Source organism: Halanaeroarchaeum sp. HSR-CO (assembly GCF_024972755.1).
Taxonomy (GTDB): domain Archaea; phylum Halobacteriota; class Halobacteria; order Halobacteriales; family Halobacteriaceae; genus Halanaeroarchaeum.
The window spans coordinates 1,514,056-1,531,402 of record NZ_CP087724.1 but is presented as its reverse complement, the minus strand read 5'-3'; the positions used below and the strand labels follow the sequence as shown (position 1 = coordinate 1,531,402).

The following is a 17,347-nucleotide window of genomic DNA, read 5'->3' as shown; positions in this document are numbered from 1 at the left end:
ATTGGTCACGGTTCCTCGGTTGCTCGAAGATACCTGCTCAGCTCCAGCGACGATGTTCACTCAGGTTCAGCGACGAAACCCGGTCAGGTCCAGCGATCCAGCCCGGTCTGTGTCACTGACTCCTCGATCCGCTCGAACCCGCGTTCGACCTCGTCTGCCGGAACCTCGTACTGCTCGGTCACGTACGCCTTCGCCGCATCGATGTCGGGATTCAGATCGTAGTCGACGTCGTAGGCGTCGGTCACCTCGGGGTCGAGGAACAGCTGCCGAATCGCTTCGGCCTGTTCGATCTCGACGCCCTCGGCCTCGAGGACCGCGAAGAGGTCGCCGTGCTCGTGGATCGAAGAGAGCGCGGTCTTCGGACCGAACCCGGCGAGTCCGTCGTTGAAATCGGTCCCGATCAGGATGGCGACGTCGACGAGTTGTTCCCAGGTGATGTCGTGTTCCGCGAGGGTCTGCTGGAAGTCCATTCGTTCCGGATTGCCCCTGGTCGTGAGTTTCCTGAGCGTCACGGGGGCACCCAGCAGGAGCGTGTCGTAATCCTCGCTTCCGGCGTAGTCGACAGCTTCGTCGGTTCGGGCCATGTACGCCGCCTGTGCCTCACCCTCGGCGGGTGCCTCGATGTAGGGCACGTCGAGTCGGTCGAGTAATCCCCGGGTCGTCTCGTGGATCGTCTCCGTGAGTCGCTGGGTTCTGGATTCGAACCGGGCCGCCGCTATCGCGTCACCTGCCTCCCGGGCCTCGGCGAGTTTCTCCTCCGCAGCTGCTTTGGCTTCTCGACGATCCTCGATCTCTTCGGCTTTGAGTTCCGTGACGCTCCCGTCGAAGACGAAGACCGGCGTCAAGTCGTTCTCGAAGAACTTCGGGAGGCCCTGGACGATACCGATCAGGTTGGCGACCTCCTCGCCCGCGCTCGTCGTGTAGACGGACTCGTTCGTGAACTTGACCGTGATCGTGAGATACCGATACAGCCAGTTGTGCGCGTCGACGGCGACGACGTCTCCGTCGAGGTCGTCGAAGGACACCTCCTCGATTACGGCCAATTGCCGGAGGTCAGCGTTTCCCATCGTGGTGATATTGTATGGCCCGTGATTTAACCGTCGAGGTTGTGACCGTGGTACTGGTCGGAGGAGTACTAAAAATGGGACAGGAGGAGTATTACTATTGAGGGATTCGAAGTAATTCATGCCAGAAATCTACCGCTTCAGCAGTACTAACGAGGCAATCGAGATCAATTCCGTGTGACGTAAAGCGACGTCGAAAGAGAGGATGGTGCTGGTAAACCACCATTATCTCGGCGGTATATCGTTTGCTGCCACAATCGATTTCTGAGCAGTTCGTTATTTTGGCCGATAATTTCGGCAATTTTCGATGGTCCACGGATTCTCAATATTGTTTCACCACTGAAACTGGACCTTGAAATAATAATCTGGTGGCAAGTATTAATACCTATTGTATGATGTTTGCGACATGGTGGAGGCGGCTATCGGGGTGTAGACTACCATATGTATCGAACGGGGCCACGTCCATCGCTACGGTATATTCTGGAGTGTTATGGAACATAGTCAACACAGCTGTACGAAAATATTCTATAAATATGACCATTAGTGGGAATGAGATATCGATGGAGGAGGGAGACTCCAATGATTAAGAACATTTTACGTGAGGGTCTTGATCGATACGAAGATATTCTCTGGCGAGGTATGGGGGCATTCGGCCTGACCAAATCAGTACGGCGCAAAATCGTTACGGTGACAGCAGCCCAATTCGTGGGAATGATCGCCGTTTTCGTCCTCGGTGTCGTAATGATGGGATGGCGGGTTTTCCTCCAGGAGTTCGCTCTCGTAGAACTCGCCGTGTTCGGTGTGGTGTTCGCCCTGGCGATTCTTGCGGGTCTCAACACCTTGCTGATGGTCCAACGCGATTTGATCGAGCCGATCGGTCAGATGGAATCGATCGCAACATCGATAGCTGAGGGTGAGCTTGACCGACAGGTCACCGACACGACTCAGTCCGACGAGATCGGCGATCTTATGCGATCTTTCGAAACGATGCAACTACGACTATCGGGTGTGTTTGGCGATATTCGCGAGTTGAGCATAAACCTCGAAACCGGAAAGCTAGAATCCGAGGTTGATGCGGCGTATCCTGGACAATATGGGTTAGCTCTCCAAAATTTGAATACTGGAATGTCCACCCTGGATGATAGTTTTCGTGAGATCGAAAACGCGAGCCAGAGTCTCGAATCAGGTCATCTGGATCTCCAAATTGATACCGACAAACCTGGCAGGTACGGTGCGGTTCTCCGTGACCTCGACGATGCTCTCAATCAACTCGAAGGTGGGTTCGAAGAAATTTCGCAGGCCAGCACAGATCTAAAAAATGGCCGACTTGATATGAACCTCGATACGACTCTCCCACACCGGTATGGCGAGGTGCTCTCGGATTTAGATGAAGGAGTCGATAGCATTGCCGATAGTATCCGCGCCGTTCGTGAGGTCTCGGATACCGTCGCCGAAACGAGCCAGGCAGTCTCTACGAGTTCCGCCGAGATCGAAACTGCGAGCGAAGATATTGCCAAATCGGTCCAGGAGATATCGCAAGGCGCGGACAGCCAGCATGAGGATCTCCAACAGGTTTCTGGGGAAATCGAAGACCTGTCTGCGACGATCGAGGAGATCGCTGCCTCCTCGTCAGAGGTTGCAGATAGAGCCTCGTCTACGGTTTCGCTTGGGGAAGAAGGCCGAAAGAAGGCGTCCCGAGCGTCGAGTGAATTAGCAACTATCGAAACCGAGGCAAAAGATGCCGTAGAGCGAGTCTCCCAGTTAGAGGAGGAAGTGAAACAAATCAGTGAAATCGTACAGCTGATTGATGATATAGCCAAACAGACTGACCTTCTGGCGGTAAATGCTTCTATCGAAGCGGCGAGGGCGAGAGAATCTGGCGGCGAATTCGGAGTCGTTGCAGACGAGATCAAAGAGCTTGCAGGTGAGACCGCCAATGCAACGACGGAGATTGAAGAGCGGATTGGCAATCTGACTTCGACGACGGATGACATGACGAGAAGTATACGGCAAATGGAAGAGAGCGTTGAAGCGGGCACAGTCACGATCGAAAAAGCGATCGATACGTTCGGAGAGATAGCCGCCGCTATCGAGGAAGTCGAAGACGGCATCAAAGAGATAAGTGATGCCACCGATGACCAGGCTGCTTCGACGGAGGAAGTCGCCGCAATGATCGAAGAAGTTGCCGATACAGCGGACGAAACGGCTATGGAGTCGAACCATGTCTCGGCAGCATCGGAAGAACAAACCGCCTCACTTTCGGAAATTCGTGAAAATATCGATCGCCTTTCGAAAGTGGCCAGTGAGCTACAGGAACTCGTCGAACAGTTCGATGTTACGGAGAAATCTACCAGTCAAACACCGCAGTCTGCAAAGATGGGTGATCCCCCACTGACGGCGAGCACGACATCGGACTGATCGCAGATGAGATACCGACTGGATTATCACCATCCGGAGAGATATACATGGGGCCGATTGCTGATGAAAACTGATATGTCATGGAGGGGACTTGATGAACACCTCACAGACCGAGTCCGGTGATTCAGCAGCGAACGACAGCGGATTAATAAGAAATAGATGGTGGAGCTGGATGAGCACTATTCGATTTGGAGGTCGTGTCCTGTGCAACCGTTTCAATGTTGACTTATCCCCCCTTTCCTCTATCGTACAGTTTCTTGAACCTCAGCGTATCCAAATTTCCACGCTGTTAAATCGGACGGTTCAATACCACGCTCTGCTCTACGGCATTTCCCTGGGTGTGATCGTGGTCCAGGTATTCAGCGGTTTTCTCGCAGAAGACCTACGCTTCGTGTCGGTCATCGTGGGAATCGTTTTTCCGGCGCTAATTTCTTTGTCATTTTTCGGAAGCGTTCTCTTGATACATCGCATGAGTTGGACGACCAGTGAACTCCGGACGGTCGTGTGGTGGGTCGTCGGTGTGTTGGTCATATTTTGTTTCGTGACGGGAGGACTCATGGTGAACTGGGCCGTAAATGGACACTCCGTTTACAGACCGGTCACCACGATTGCGACCGTTGGATCAGCCGGCGGAACTACAGGTGCAGCCATTGGCAGGTACAATATCAAACAGGTTCGAGCAGAAACGAACCAGGATTATTTGACGCGTATTTTGCGAGGCTATATTCGAGCGATAGATGGTGCGTCGTTCGGCGTCGTGATTTGTGAAATAATCAGGCGCGATCGATCGATCGTATATGCGAACGATGCTGCACTAGAGTTACTGGACGCTTCTCGTGAAGAAACGATCGGAACGACATTAGAAGACGTCATCGCCGAGAAAACGGATACAAACACGATCGAGAGACTGCGCAAATCCACTGCGTCGGGTGAGGCCGTGACGATCGAATTTCCGAACCGCCTCGGCGAAAAGGGAAAGGTCTTGGTTAAGCTGCAATGTGTCCCAGTAACTGATGACACGGGCGATATTGTCAATTGGGTTGGACTCCTCCAAAACATTCGAGAACGGAAAGAACGCGTGCATCAATTGAAGGCTCTCGACCGGTTCCTGCGGCATAACTACCGAAACAAATTGAACATCATCCGTGGACACGGCGAATTAATTCGTTCACAAGCTTCCGCAGCCGCAACACGAGAGTCCTCCAATCAAATAATTACGGCGAGCGATAGTTTGCTAAAATTAACAGAAAATAGTCACGAGATAACGACGCTATTAACAGAACCGCAAGAAAAAGAAACGATCGGCCTGGGCGATCTCATTCGGAGAGTTACTAGTTCAGTCAAGACCGAATATCCGGGTGCCAGTATTGACGTGTCTAAATCTGGAAATTTAGACGTGAAGGCGTGTGCAAAATTCGATCAAGCACTAAAGGAAGTCATTACGAACGCCATCGTCCACAACGACGACGAGCAACCGGAGGTTTCGATTTTTGCCGAAGAAACTGATGATTGCGTCCGGATTGACGTGGCCGATACCGGTCCGTACATATCGAAGCACGAGATCGATATACTGCTGGCCGACAGAGAGCAGACCCCGCTGCAACATGGGAGCGGTCTTGGCCTGTGGCTTGTCAAATTGCTAGTGACCCGTTCGGGAGGCAATCTTCATATTGAACGCAATTCTCCCCGCGGAAATATTATTAAAATTGCGCTCCCAAAAGCTCAAGAAGACTCGCTTCGTGAATGACAAAGCCGAGTTCTACTTCTGGCTATCGGTGTATTTCAGGATCTACCGTCGTCCGGCCGTCAAAGGAACTGGTAAGTTTAGCTGAAAGTAGGCGCTAAGCCCCCTTCCTCAGCGAGCGCCGACCGAACGGGAGGGGCGAGCAGGGAGGGGATACAGCGTCCCCAGAAATCGAAGATTTCTGGTGTGCGAACGAGACGCTTTGCGTCTCGTCAACGCCGCACAGTTCTCATACACGATTCGGTAGCAGGCCCACAGGCCCACGCAATCACAACGTTTTTGCAGTAGGGTAGTATAGTATTGGTCGAACCCAATGGAGTACGACCTCGACACGGGAGCGCATTCGACGTATTCCCTGCACTACCACCTGATACTCACCACGAAGTATCGGCGCGGAGTGCTAACCGAGGAGCGAACCCAATTCATTCACGAGGTCATCAGCGGGTTCACGGACAACTACGGTGTCGAACTGACGAACCTCGACGGCGAGGACGACCACGTACACATCCTCTTTCGAGCGAAACCAACCACAGACCTCGTGAAGTTCATCAACACGGCCAAGGGCGCGACCGCCCGCCGTATCCGCAACGAGTACGCGGACGAACTCAAGACCGAACTGTGGGGCGACTCGTTCTGGAACGACTCGTACTGCCTCATCTCGACGGGGCAGGTGTCGCTGGATGTGCTGAAACAGTACGTAGAGGACCAACGCGAGTAGAATGTACTACGCCTACAAGTACCGTCTCAAGCCGTCCGACGCCCACCGTGAGGAGTTGGACCGCCACCGAGACATTTGTAGGCAACTGTACAACCACACGCTCTACCGTCTCAACGAGTACCAAGACGAACACGGTGAACTGCCGTCCATGACCACTCTGCGGTCGGAACTCCCCAACCTCAAGAAGTGGTGGGACGGCCTCTCGGACGTGTACTCGAAGGTTCTTCAAACCGTCGTGGAACGGCTGTTCGACAACCTCAAAGGACTCTCCAAACTCAAGGAGAACGGCTACGGTGTCGGTCAACTCAAGTGGAAGCCGCCACGCGAGTACAGGAGTTTCACGTACAGTCAGTCTGGCTTCAAGCTCGACAAGAAGGGCGGTCAGACTGTACTGTCACTCTCGAAACTCGCGGACATACCGATTCGGCTCCACCGCGCCATCCCCGACGACGCGAAGCTCAAACAGGTCACGGTCAAGAAGGAACCGACGGGTGAGTGGTTCGCCACCTTCGGCGTCGAAATCGACCACGAACCGCCCGAACCGCCTGAGAACCCCGAGAAGTGCGTCGGCATCGACGTGGGGATTCTCAAGTACGCCCACGATACGGACGGCACGGCGGTCGGGTCGCTCGACCTCTCAGACGAACGGGAGCGACTGGAACGAGAGCAACGGAAGCTCTCGCGCAAGCAACACGGGTCGAACAACTACGAGAAGCAACGGCGGCGCGTTGCGGAGTGTCACGCCGACCTCCGACGGAAGCGCCGCGACTTTCTTCACAAGCTCTCGGCGTACTACGCTCGGGAGTACGACTTCGTGGCGGTCGAAGACCTGAACGTGAAGGGGATGATGGAATCGCCGTCGAACAGCCGCAACACGGCATCGGCGGCGTGGCGAACGTTCCTCTCGTTGCTCGAATACAAGTGCGACCGTGAAGGAACGCACTTCGTCGCGGTCAACCCGAGAGGGACGACGAAAGAGTGTGCGGCGTGCGGCGTCTCGACGGAGAAGCCGTTGTGGGTCCGTGAACATTCCTGTCCCGCCTGCGGGTTTGAGGCGGACAGGGACGCGAACGCGGCGTGGAACATCCTTTCTCGCGGTATCAACGATGTAGGAGTGGGACACTCCGAAGAAACGCCTGTGGAGACTGCGCTCCCTGTGGACACCTCCGTGTCTGCAAAGCGCGTCGTTGAATCAGGAAGCCCTACCCTCAAGGAGCATACGGCGTCAGCCGTGAGCGAGTAGGGTAGGGTAGTTCACTCGTGCTACCAGTCTCGACGTGCCGACGGTGTCGATGCGTTGATAGTGTCCACGACCTTTTTCAATACTGATGGTGCGAGAGGGCCTGGTACGGGCCCATCACCGTGTCCAGGCTGAACTGGAGTCCGCCCTCATCGAGAACCATTCATCCCACGAGGTGGCCCTCAGCTTCGGAATCGGTGTGTTCATCACCGCACTTCCCACGCTCGGGACTGGATTCCTGGCGATGGCCATCCTCGTCCTCCTCTTTCGACAGTTGAGCAAGATCGCCATGCTGGCATCGGTCATCGTCCTCAACCCCGTGGTGAAGTGGGGTGTGTACGGTAGCAGTTACTGGCTCGGACAGCGGATTCTCGGCCCAGGCCCAGGATTGACCGTCGAGGGGTCACTGCTTTCGGTCGGGTCGGATGTCCTGGTCAGACTCTGGGTCGGTAACTTCATCCTGGCAGTGGCGTTCGCGTTCTTCGGCTACTTCGTCGCCCTGCGGATCGTGTACGACCTACGACGCCGCTTCGATCACGTGTAGGTGCGGGGTAGTGCACCCGACACGAACCCGTGATCGCCTCGAAGACGGGTCGAAAACGCCAGTCGACAGATACCGTCGCTACAGCTCCACATCGTGGGCGTCTTGGGATGAATCATCAGTTCGGTCACCCAGTCAAAGGCCTGACCGCACTTCCCACGTTCGTGTTCGTCGTGTTCATATCCTGCATCCCCTCGGCGTTGACTGCGGAGACACCAATCCCGGACGGCGGGCGAAACGTACGCGATTCACGCGTTCCTTACGAATCAATCACCGTTACCGCGGTGGGTCTTACCGTCCCCACCACGACGAGACGTGAGCTTTGTGGGCAGGGACTATCGGCGCAAGTGCAGGCGGTTGAAAGGGGCGAAGTCAGTGCGGAACTTGGGGAGTGGGGGAGGTAGCCAATGCCCGAACACCGACTCCAATGGATAATTCGTCGACGCAAGCATGAGCGCTTGCTGAGCATGCGGTAAGTGAGTGTGACACCGGTAACCCGGATTCGGAAATCGGTCACTGCCTGGTCGATGGGCGATTCTCGACGGTCCTCTCGGTGGTGAGATAGGCCGGTAGCCCCAGGTTCATAGCACCGGGAGTGGTTCTCGCACACGATGAGTCTCGGGATCGTATCGACCGAGGGGATACTCGTCGCGGCCATCGTCTTCGCCGGCGGTCTCGTCGTTGGGTTCGCCGGATTCGGCTATGCGGTCGTCAGTACGGCCTCGCTCGCAGTCGTCCTTCCGCCGGCCGATGCCGTGACGGTCATGATCATTCCGCTGTTGGCCGCCAACGTCTCCCTCGCCCGTGAACTCGACGAAGAGCGGCTTCGAACCTGCGTCCGTCGATTTTGGCCCTACGTTCTCGCGGCAATCCTCGGAACCGCAGTCGGGATGGCGCTGTTGAACGCGATTCCCGCGTCGGTTTTCGCACTCGGGCTGGGATTGTTCACTCTCGGATACGTCGTGGCGAATCAGCGATCGATCCTCCCGACCCGAATCGAACGAAGACTCGATTCGACACCGATGGACACGGTGCCCATCCAGGTAGTTCTCGGCACGATCTCTGGGTTCGTGTTCGGTGCTTCGAACGTGGGCGTCCAGGTAGTCGCCTATCTGGACACCGTCGACGTCGATCGGGAAGTCTTCGTCGGCGTGCTCGCGTTGATATTCCTCGGGGTCTCGACGGTCCGTGTCGGTCTCGCGTCGGTCCTCGGGTTGTACGGCCCGGGATCGTTACTCTACCTTTCGATAGTGGTCGCCGGTATCGGATTGATCGGCGTCTCGATCGGAGCGAGATTTCGCGCCAGTACGACGCCTTCGACGCAGAACGCCGTCGTCTCGGTACTGCTGACTGTCATCGGTTTCCGGCTGGTATTGTCGGGTCTCGGTATCGTGTAAGGCATCCAGCAACCGGCCAGATCGATTTGGGGAGACGATTCCTCTTTCGTGGGGGGCGGTCACACATCCCGTGTGACCTCAGTCACAGACAGATGGTCACCGGTGATGGGCCAGGACGGGTTCGAGTACCGACCCCAGATGGAGTAACGTGTGGGTTAGCGCGTGCTTTTGGCTGTCAGCGATCTATGATAAGTCATGACACAATATGTGACCCGGAGAGCAGTCCTCGCTGCCGGTGTCGCGTCACTCGCTGGTTGTCTCGGTCGGGGACCAGTCGGTGGTGCAGTGAACCCGTCTTCGACCACCCCGGATGACGGAACCGGACTGGATGGTGAGCCACCGAAAGGGAACCCGGGCGGTCCACCGACTGCCCAGGACCGATTACCGCTCCCAGGAGAACCGTCATCGCTTCGAGACCGGGCCGTATCGGGCGGTCCACCGAAGGACGGCATCCCGTCGATCGACAGCCCAGCGTTCGTCGCCACCGACGAAGCATCCGACTGGATCGATCCCAGCGATCCAGTTTTTGGTCTCGCGACGGGGACCGAGACGAAGGCCTATCCCCAGTCGATCCTCGTCTGGCACGAGATCTGTAACGACGTCGTCGATGGGACGCCGGTGAGCGTCACGTACTGTCCCTTGACGGGCACAGCGATGGGGTTCGCGCGCGGCGAGACGACCTTCGGCGTCTCGGGACGTCTCGTGAACAACAATCTGATCATGTACGATCGCGCGACCGAGACCTGGTGGCCACAGGTGTTGGCGACGGCCATCCCGGGCCCGTGGAACGAAAGCCCCCCGATACGGTCGCTACGGGAATTCAGAGTCGTCTGGACGACGTGGGAGCGATGGTCGACTGTCCATCCCCACACGAAAGTCCTCTCCAGAGAGACGGGCTTCGCACAACGGTATGGGAGCGATCCCTACGGGTCGTATAATCCACGCCGGGGCTACTACGAACCCGATTCGACTCCACTGTTCGTCTCGTGGGGCGAGGACGACCGTCTCCCGCCCAAGACCGTGGTCATCGGCACGCGAGCAGCCGATGGTGCGGCTGCCTTCGAGAAGAACGCGCTTCGGGAGGGTAGGCGTATCGAAGGGAACCGGGGAGGGTCCCAGTTAGTCGCGACGTACGACCCGCACCTGGACACGGGATACGTCTACGAGAATCCATCGCGGGCGCAATTCGAGGTTCGTGATGACACGTTCGTGGCCGAGTCCGAAGATTCGTTCACCGCTGCCGAGCTCCCACTGGAACGGACTCTCGCGTTCGATGCGATGTGGTTCGCGTGGAGCGGATTCTATCCAGAGACGACCCTCTATGACTGACCACGACCAGGCAAGAATAGAGTATTCCGAATCGGGAATCTATACCAAGACGGTTGCGGCACTCGCCGTCGCGGCATCTCGACGAGATTCCCGAGCTGTGTTCCTCGTCAGTGGGTCCGTGTATCTCGTCGTCTATCTCGTCACGGTCGGTGATCTGTCGACACTGTCCGGAGGATGGGAACCGTTTACGATCCGCGTTGCAGAGGACCTCTCCCGTGTGTTCGCCAGGGTAGGGTTCTTCCGATTCGCTGCGATTGCCGTCGTCTCCATCGGCCCAGTGGTGTATCTGTTCTCACCGGGCAATGCACTCGTCGCCATCCTCCTCGCGGGTCTCGTCGCGGGGAACGTCGCACTCACGTATCTCGGCTTCGTGCAACCGCGAGCGTGTGGTCTCGAATCGTCGACGGGCGTCCTGGGAGGCATTCCGGCACTGCTGTCCGGCGCCGCGTGCTGTGGACCGACGATTCTGCTCGTGTTCGGCGTCCAGGCGGGGTCGACTCTCATCACCGGGTTTCAGTTGTTGGTCCCGGTTGCGGTGCTGTTGCTCCTCGGGAGTCTATTGATCGTCGGCCAACAGGTCGATCCGTCACTGCTTTGAAACGCCGACCGTGATACCGATTACGCGGTCTCGTCGCCGCGTCTGCAGTGTTCGCACTGCACGAGCGACAGTTCGAGATACGCAGCGGATACTCGCGTTCGGGTCCTTTCTCGTGGGCCTCGTTCGTCGAACCCGATAGGAGTATCCTGCGATCAGGCAAATCAATGAGTAGGGACTCACTCGGATTCGACAAGTCCGAAAACGAGCGTGTCGATTAATACGTCTCGGGCATTCTCGTACTCTTCGACGGAACTGAGCGTCTCGAATTGCTCTCGCATGCGGACGGTCTGTGAGAGCATGCGCAACAGGTCGACCACTGCTTCTGGGTCGTCGAGTCGAAAGTTGGATCGACGTGTCCACCGCTCTGCCAACGTCATGAGGGAGTCCGCCCGCCCGGGGAAGTTCTCTCGTTGCTGCTCCGGCGACAGGTGCCGAAGCAACTGCTGATGTTCGTTCTCGACGACCGCCCGGTAGAACAGTGGATTCGTCTCCAACTCCTCGAAGAGGGCGTCGAGACCGTGGTGGACCTCGGTTCGAAGGTCTGGGGCGTCCTCCAGGACCCCTTCGTACTCCCGGGCGATGCGGTCGACCTCGTCGTTCAACACGGTGAGATACAGCGTCCCCTTCGAATCGAAGAATTGATAGAAGGTACTGGTCCCGATGCCGACCTCGTCGGTGATATCCTTCACACGGGTTCGCTCGAGGCCCATCGTCGTGAACAGGTCCCGGCCGGCGACGATGAGATCTGCACGGATCTGCGTTCGTTCCTCGTCGGAGAACCCCTTCATCGTCCCTCCGTTCCGTTCGTTCCTGCATGAACGTCGGTCATTGTTCTCGCTATTGGAAATGGATGAACGAAACCATTTTGTATTTTTGGATGCCAATTTCGACCATGAACCAGCGACCCACGAGTAATCAAGGAGTGATACGTCGGCGGAGTCGGCACAGAGATCTGTCCGTCGGTGTGGCTAGGGGCGCTGAGCGATGACTACCAGCAAACGGCTGATAACCGTCCTGGTTCTCGTGCTAGTCACCCTCTCGGGGACGATTGCCGTCGCTGGTGTTGGTCTCGCCCAGACCGAGGCAACGGGAACGGCCCAGGGCGAACCGGACCTCGACGTCCATCTCCCACAATACACGGTTGTTCCCGGTGAGGTCGCACGACTCAACTTGCAGGTTACCAACGACGGCGAGATGCGATTCGGACAACCCGAGATGCGGGACGCAGTGACCGCCGCTCGAAACGTCAGGGTCGAAGCCGAGGCCGAGGGGCCGTTATCTGTCGAAACGGGGCAGATGGGCATCGGCACCGTCACGACGAATCGACCCGGCAACGCCTCGATCGGCCTGACCGTCCCCGAAGGAACGGAACCCGGAACCTACGATATCGACGTCGAACTCGCGTATTCGTACACGGACATCGTCTGGTTGGGTAGCACCCGAATCAGCGAGAAGACCGAGACAGAAACACGAACTGTCGAGGTCACCGTCGACGAGGCGCCACGATTCGAGATCGAATCCGTCGACACCGACGTTCGGGTCGCCGATAGAGGACGGATGAACGTCACCGTGGCGAACACGGGATCACAAGTCGCAGAAGACGTCCGCCTGACACTCGAATCGTCGAGTTCGAAGTTCCTCTTCGGTCAATCCCAGGCCGGGACCAGCAGGATAGCGTCGCTCGAACCGGATGCGAACGCGACACTCAGCTACGACGTGGCCGTTCAATCGGAGGCGAGCGTTCGTGAGTACGCGCTTTCGGGGACGGTACAGTATACGGATCCGGACGGCATTCCCGGCGTCCACCGCGGATTGTCGGCCGGGGTGCGTCCCCTGACCGAGCAGACATTCTCGGTAGAGAGCGCCGAATCCACACTTCGCGTCGGTGAAGAGGGCGAACTCAGGGGCACGATTACGAATACCGGTCCCGCCACTGTCGAAGACGTCGTGATAGAGTACGCCGATCGGACTCCAACGATCGTTCCCGTTGAACGCAGTGCGGCGATCGGGACGCTGGAACCAGGTGACTCCGCCGAATTCGTGCTTCCTCTGGAGGTGACGACGACCGGCAAGGCGACGGACCGGTCCCTCGATATGGCCGTCACGTATCGTAACGAAGACGGAGAGAAACGGGGGTACGAGGACGTCAATGCGGAGGCCACCGTCGAAGAACGACGCGATCAGTTCGCGGTGACGCTGGCCGACTCCGAGATTCCTGCCGGGAGCGATCAGACCATCGAGGCGACGATCACCAACCAACTAGATGAACCCGTCTCGAACGTCAACATGAAACTGTTCGTGGACGACCCGCTCGACAGCGACGAAGACGAGGGGTACATCGGTTCCCTGGATCCCGGCGAGTCTGCGACGGTCACGCTGCAGTTGGGTGCAGCTGGCAGTGCTATCGCGAAGACCTATCCGGCAGATTTCGACGTGAAATACGAGGACAGCGACGGAACCTCGAAGATCTCTAACACCGTGACCGTCCCGGTGACAGTCACACAACCCGAAGACACCGGTCTACCGTGGGAGTTGATCGGGGCCGCCGTCCTCCTCGTCATCATCGCGCTCGGAGGCTACCTGTACCGGAGGCAGTGATCGATGGCGGCGAGCGACCAGGTCTCCGACGCCGTGCGATGGGTCGCTGTGGTCGTCACGGAGCGACCTCGAGCGGTACTCGTCGGATTTCTGGTTGTAACCGCTGTCTTCGCCGCCGGTGTCGGCCAGGTCACCATGGGCTCCGATCAGCTCGACTCGTTCGTCGAAGGGACGCCCGAACAGGAGGCACTCGACGACGTCAACGAGAAGTTCCAGGATCCATTCGAGACCGATACGGCGTCAACGCAGCTAATCTACGAGAGCGAGAACGTACTCTCCCGTCAGTCACTGGTCGAGATGCTGACCCTCCTCGAGCAGATCGAGCAGCGAGAGGATCTGTATATGGATTCGGCGCAGGGCCCAGCACCGACGATCGCGCAGGCGCTCGACCCCACCGCGACGACACCTGCCGAACAACGACGCGCCATCCAGCAGGCCAGCGACTCGCAACTCCAGCAGGTGATCGAAACGCTCGCGAACGAGCGACCCGGGTTCGAACGGACGCTGAGCACCGATTTCAACTCCCGGGAGGGGACGGCATCGGCATCGATCACCGTCGTCTCACATACGCCCCCTGAGCGTGCGGACGATATGGAATCGATTCAGCTCGAGATACAGTCGATGGCCGAAAGAACGCCCGGGACAGTCCACATCTTCGGCGATGGACTGGTCGAATACGAGATGATGAACGTCATCGACGATTCGCTGGCGCTCGTCATGCCGATCGTGGTCGTGCTCATTCTTGGATTCCTGGCGATCGCCTATCGCGACCCCATCGACATGGTCCTCGGGCTGATCGCCCTCGCGATGACTATCGTCTGGACGTTCGGATTTCTCGGATTCGCGAACGTTTCCTTCGATCTCACGATGATAACCGTGCCGGTGTTGCTACTGGCGGTCGGCGTCGACTTCGGCATCCACATCATCAATCGCTATCGCGAGGAGACCGCCACCGGTCGGGATCACATTCCGTCGATGCGCATCGCGCTGGGCCAACTCCTCGTCGCGTTCGTCATCGTCGCCGTGACGACGGCGTTCGGGTTCGGAGCGAACATCAGCTCGGACCTCGAACCCCTCCAGCGCATGGGATTTGCCGCCGGTGTCGGGATCATGTTCACATTTCTCATCTTCGGCGTGTTTCTCCCGGCCGCGAAGATCGAAAGCGATCGATTCAGGGAACGATACAACGTCCCTGAGTTCGACGATACGCCGATCGCCAGCGAGGAGTCGGCCCTCGGTCGGATCCTCGCGATCCCCACCAGAATCAGTAACCGTGCCCCGCTGGTCGTCGTTCTCGTGATCGTCGTGCTCACGATCGGTGCGGCGGGGTACGGGGCTGGCGTCGACAACACGTTCGATACCGAGGATTTCCTTCCGCCATCGGAGCAACCGGATGCTATCGAGAACCTCCCTGCAGGGCTCGCCCCCAGCGAGTACACGATGACCAGGACGATCAACGTCCTCGAAGATCGCTTCGAGACTGCAGAGAGTGAGTCGGTCGTTCTGTACGTCCAGGGGTCCTTCGAGCAGAGTCACGCGCTCGAGGCGCTCGCGGCGCCGAACGACGACCCACCGGATAGCTTTGCCGTCGGTCCACACGGTGGAGCAGAGACACAGAGCATCGTAACCGTCATCCGCTCCTACGCGGCGCAGAATCCCGAGTTCGCCGCCCTCGTCGAGCGTAACGACATGAACGACAACGGCATCCCGGATCGAAACCTGCCCCTGATCTACGACGAATTAGCGGCGTCGCCGTATGCCGACCGGACCGAAGAGTACCTGACCGACGATCGGCGTGGTGCCAAAATCTCGTACTCCGTGGACAGTGATGCTTCTCAAAAAGAGATCGAAGCGGATGCGTCGATGCTTGGTGACGAATTTAGATACTCTGCAACGGCGACAGGCCAGACAATCGTCTACGGCGCGGTGTCCGAGATTATCTACGAGTCGTCAATTCAGAGTCTCGTGTTGGCCGTCGTACTCTCGGGCATCTTCCTCGTAGTGGTGTACTGGCTACTCGAGGGCAAAGCAATGCTCGGACTTATCAACGTCTTTCCGATCGCCGTCGCCGTGATCGTCCTCCTAGCGACGATGCGAGCGCTGGGAATGGCGCTGAACGCCGTCACGGCGACGATCCTCTCGATCTCGATGGGTGTCGGGATCGCCTATTCCGTCCACGTCATCCACCGATACGTCGACGAGATAGACGAATCAACCGGGTCCCAGGAGGCACTTCTGACCACGCTGACGGGGACCGGTGGAGCCCTCGCGGGGAGTATGGCGACGACCTCCCTGGGTACCGGCGCACTCGTGTTCGCGATTTCTCCCGTACTGGGGAACTTCGGCTTCCTGATGGCCCTGAGCGTCTTCTACTCGTTCGTTGCATCCGTGGTCGTCCTCCCACCGACAGTCCAACTCTATGCCCGATGGAATGGGGACACCACGTGAGCCGATGGCCTCGTCAGTGAAGGACCAGGGTCACAACAGTTCACGAACTGCATCGTGGACCGCATGCCAATTCGGGTGATCGTCTGCGCGTTCGGCCATCCAGCTATACCGGACAATCTGGTCGGTGTCGATGACGAAGACGGATCGCTGAGAGATACGACGATGGTCCGCAAACTCATCTAACAGAACATCGTACGCCTCGGCCACGGTTCCATCGCTGTCTGAGAGCAATGGGTAATCGAGCTGATGACGTTCCGCGAATTCCCGGTGGCTGAAGACTTTGTCAGTGGAAATCGCGAACGCGGAGACGGTTTCGAGAAGGTCGAGCCACTGCAAGTCACGGATATCACAGACGTCTTTGGTACACTCGGGATGGAAATCGAAGAGATAGAACGTGAGAACCACGGGCCCCGAAGACACCGCATCCGAGAGTCGATATCTCGATATCTGATTTTCCCCATTGAGGGTCTCCGTTTCGGTCCCTGGAAGGGTGAAATCGGGTGCTTGGATGCCTGGATCTAGCATTTTCACGTTATAGCTCACCCCTGGGAGATATATATTTATGGCAGTGGGTGTCGCCAATGGGTTTCGACCGGCGGGTGCAATCGAGCGAGTCCTTCGATCGACGGAGACTACATCGCGGAATGGTCACTCGAACCCGAATGGGTCCGTTAGTCCGTCTTCCGATACCATTCCTCGAGGACGAAATCGTCGTACGTGGTCCGTTCGACCAGTTCCCAGTCGGCGCCGTCCCACTCGGGAAAGTACGCGTCGCCTTCGTACTCGCCCGGGATCCGGCTCAGTACCATCCGATCGACGACCGGTTGAAAGAGGGCGTAGATCCCCCCACCACCGATGACGTAGGCCCGGTCTGTATCCAGTCGATCGAGGAGAGCAATTGCCTCCTCGACGCCGGGTGCGTGCCGGGCAGACTCGACGTCGAAGTTCGATTCGGATCGACTCAAGACGATCTGTACCGAGCCAGGGAGGTCCTCGCGCATCGAATCGAAGGTCCGCCGACCCAGGATCACCGGCCAGTCTTCGATACGACCCCGGTACTGGCGCTTGTCCTCTGGAATGCTCTCCCACGGGATCTCACCGTCCTTCCCGATGACGCCGTTTGCTGCGACCGCCGCGACCGCGATGAGTTCCATATGTACTGATTCGCGCGAATCGTCCTTAGTCATCTCGTTCGATCCACGCACTCTCGTCGCCGCTCGGGGAGCCAATTTCTCGTATCGAGATGACTACC

The 17,347-nt window shown here is 57.7% G+C and carries 14 protein-coding genes; 10 read left to right on the top strand and 4 right to left on the bottom strand.

Annotation, left to right across the window (positions count from 1 at the left end):
• Positions 1–83: 83 nt before the first annotated feature.
• Positions 84–1,067: a flap endonuclease-1 gene (gene fen, locus HSRCO_RS07925; protein WP_259517077.1), complete on the bottom strand. Its 984-nt coding sequence runs from the start codon at positions 1,065–1,067 to the stop codon at positions 84–86.
• A 576-nt stretch (positions 1,068–1,643) separates the two neighbouring features.
• Between fen and HSRCO_RS07920 the strand changes: the two genes are divergently transcribed.
• From HSRCO_RS07920 to HSRCO_RS07885, 8 genes are all read left to right on the top strand, one after another.
• Positions 1,644–3,482, top strand: a complete 1,839-nt coding sequence (locus HSRCO_RS07920; protein WP_259517076.1) for a methyl-accepting chemotaxis protein — start codon at positions 1,644–1,646, stop codon at positions 3,480–3,482.
• A gap of 94 nt (positions 3,483–3,576) precedes the next feature.
• Positions 3,577–5,229, top strand: a complete 1,653-nt coding sequence (locus HSRCO_RS07915; protein ID WP_259517075.1) for an ATP-binding protein — start codon at positions 3,577–3,579, stop codon at positions 5,227–5,229.
• A 310-nt stretch (positions 5,230–5,539) separates the two neighbouring features.
• Positions 5,540–5,944 carry an IS200/IS605-like element ISHbo4 family transposase gene (tnpA, locus tag HSRCO_RS07910; protein ID WP_259516939.1) on the top strand — a complete coding sequence of 135 codons (405 nt, stop codon included), beginning with the start codon at positions 5,540–5,542 and terminating at the stop codon, positions 5,942–5,944.
• A gap of 1 nt (position 5,945) precedes the next feature.
• Positions 5,946–7,187: a transposase gene (locus HSRCO_RS07905; protein ID WP_259516940.1), complete on the top strand. Its 1,242-nt coding sequence runs from the start codon at positions 5,946–5,948 to the stop codon at positions 7,185–7,187.
• Positions 7,188–7,272: 85 nt separating this feature from the next.
• The gene (locus HSRCO_RS07900) at positions 7,273–7,728 is read left to right on the top strand and encodes a DUF2062 domain-containing protein (RefSeq protein WP_259517073.1); all 456 of its coding nucleotides are present in this window, start codon (positions 7,273–7,275) and stop codon (positions 7,726–7,728) included.
• Positions 7,729–8,336: 608 nt separating this feature from the next.
• Positions 8,337–9,122 (top strand): sulfite exporter TauE/SafE family protein, encoded by a 786-nt coding sequence (locus tag HSRCO_RS07895; protein WP_259517072.1) that lies wholly within the window; start codon positions 8,337–8,339, stop codon positions 9,120–9,122.
• A gap of 195 nt (positions 9,123–9,317) precedes the next feature.
• Positions 9,318–10,451 carry a DUF3179 domain-containing protein gene (locus HSRCO_RS07890; RefSeq protein ID WP_259517071.1) on the top strand — a complete coding sequence of 378 codons (1,134 nt, stop codon included), beginning with the start codon at positions 9,318–9,320 and terminating at the stop codon, positions 10,449–10,451.
• Complete coding sequence (locus HSRCO_RS07885; protein ID WP_259517070.1) at positions 10,444–11,049, top strand: hypothetical protein; 606 nt, start codon at positions 10,444–10,446, stop codon at positions 11,047–11,049. The genes HSRCO_RS07890 and HSRCO_RS07885 overlap by 8 nt, the downstream gene beginning before the upstream one ends.
• A 176-nt stretch (positions 11,050–11,225) precedes the next feature.
• Here the strand turns inward: HSRCO_RS07885 and HSRCO_RS07880 are convergent, their stop codons facing one another.
• A complete protein-coding gene (locus tag HSRCO_RS07880) occupies positions 11,226–11,837 on the bottom strand; it encodes a TetR/AcrR family transcriptional regulator (protein WP_259517069.1) in 612 nt (203 codons plus the stop codon).
• Between the two features lie 196 nt (positions 11,838–12,033).
• On the opposite strand from HSRCO_RS07880, the gene HSRCO_RS07875 reads away from it, so the two are divergent.
• Together HSRCO_RS07875 and HSRCO_RS07870 are read left to right on the top strand one after the other, a co-directional pair.
• Positions 12,034–13,647 (top strand): COG1361 S-layer family protein, encoded by a 1,614-nt coding sequence (locus HSRCO_RS07875; RefSeq protein ID WP_259517067.1) that lies wholly within the window; start codon positions 12,034–12,036, stop codon positions 13,645–13,647.
• 3 nt (positions 13,648–13,650) lie between these two features.
• Entirely contained in the window at positions 13,651–16,095 is a 2,445-nt protein-coding gene (locus tag HSRCO_RS07870) for an RND family transporter (protein WP_259517066.1), read from the top strand.
• Positions 16,096–16,125: 30 nt separating this feature from the next.
• Here the strand turns inward: HSRCO_RS07870 and HSRCO_RS07865 are convergent, their stop codons facing one another.
• Together HSRCO_RS07865 and HSRCO_RS07860 are read right to left on the bottom strand one after the other, a co-directional pair.
• Positions 16,126–16,620 (bottom strand): redoxin domain-containing protein, encoded by a 495-nt coding sequence (locus HSRCO_RS07865; RefSeq protein WP_259517065.1) that lies wholly within the window; start codon positions 16,618–16,620, stop codon positions 16,126–16,128.
• Positions 16,621–16,766: 146 nt separating this feature from the next.
• Positions 16,767–17,249 carry a dihydrofolate reductase gene (locus tag HSRCO_RS07860; RefSeq protein ID WP_259519785.1) on the bottom strand — a complete coding sequence of 161 codons (483 nt, stop codon included), beginning with the start codon at positions 17,247–17,249 and terminating at the stop codon, positions 16,767–16,769.
• Between the last annotated feature and the right edge of the window lie 98 nt (positions 17,250–17,347).

What these genes read in the sequence shown, in the direction of transcription:
- fen (WP_259517077.1), bottom strand. Translation starts at nt 1,067, where the DNA reads ATGGGAAACGCTGACCTCCGGCAATTGGCCGTAATCGAGGAGGTGTCC.
- HSRCO_RS07920 (WP_259517076.1), top strand. Translation starts at nt 1,644, where the DNA reads ATGATTAAGAACATTTTACGTGAGGGTCTTGATCGATACGAAGATATT.
- HSRCO_RS07915 (WP_259517075.1), top strand. Translation starts at nt 3,577, where the DNA reads ATGAACACCTCACAGACCGAGTCCGGTGATTCAGCAGCGAACGACAGC.
- tnpA (WP_259516939.1), top strand. Translation starts at nt 5,540, where the DNA reads ATGGAGTACGACCTCGACACGGGAGCGCATTCGACGTATTCCCTGCAC.
- HSRCO_RS07905 (WP_259516940.1), top strand. Translation starts at nt 5,946, where the DNA reads ATGTACTACGCCTACAAGTACCGTCTCAAGCCGTCCGACGCCCACCGT.
- HSRCO_RS07900 (WP_259517073.1), top strand. Translation starts at nt 7,273, where the DNA reads ATGGTGCGAGAGGGCCTGGTACGGGCCCATCACCGTGTCCAGGCTGAA.
- HSRCO_RS07895 (WP_259517072.1), top strand. Translation starts at nt 8,337, where the DNA reads ATGAGTCTCGGGATCGTATCGACCGAGGGGATACTCGTCGCGGCCATC.
- HSRCO_RS07890 (WP_259517071.1), top strand. Translation starts at nt 9,318, where the DNA reads ATGACACAATATGTGACCCGGAGAGCAGTCCTCGCTGCCGGTGTCGCG.
- HSRCO_RS07885 (WP_259517070.1), top strand. Translation starts at nt 10,444, where the DNA reads ATGACTGACCACGACCAGGCAAGAATAGAGTATTCCGAATCGGGAATC.
- HSRCO_RS07880 (WP_259517069.1), bottom strand. Translation starts at nt 11,837, where the DNA reads ATGAAGGGGTTCTCCGACGAGGAACGAACGCAGATCCGTGCAGATCTC.
- HSRCO_RS07875 (WP_259517067.1), top strand. Translation starts at nt 12,034, where the DNA reads ATGACTACCAGCAAACGGCTGATAACCGTCCTGGTTCTCGTGCTAGTC.
- HSRCO_RS07870 (WP_259517066.1), top strand. Translation starts at nt 13,651, where the DNA reads ATGGCGGCGAGCGACCAGGTCTCCGACGCCGTGCGATGGGTCGCTGTG.
- HSRCO_RS07865 (WP_259517065.1), bottom strand. Translation starts at nt 16,620, where the DNA reads ATGCTAGATCCAGGCATCCAAGCACCCGATTTCACCCTTCCAGGGACC.
- HSRCO_RS07860 (WP_259519785.1), bottom strand. Translation starts at nt 17,249, where the DNA reads ATGGAACTCATCGCGGTCGCGGCGGTCGCAGCAAACGGCGTCATCGGG.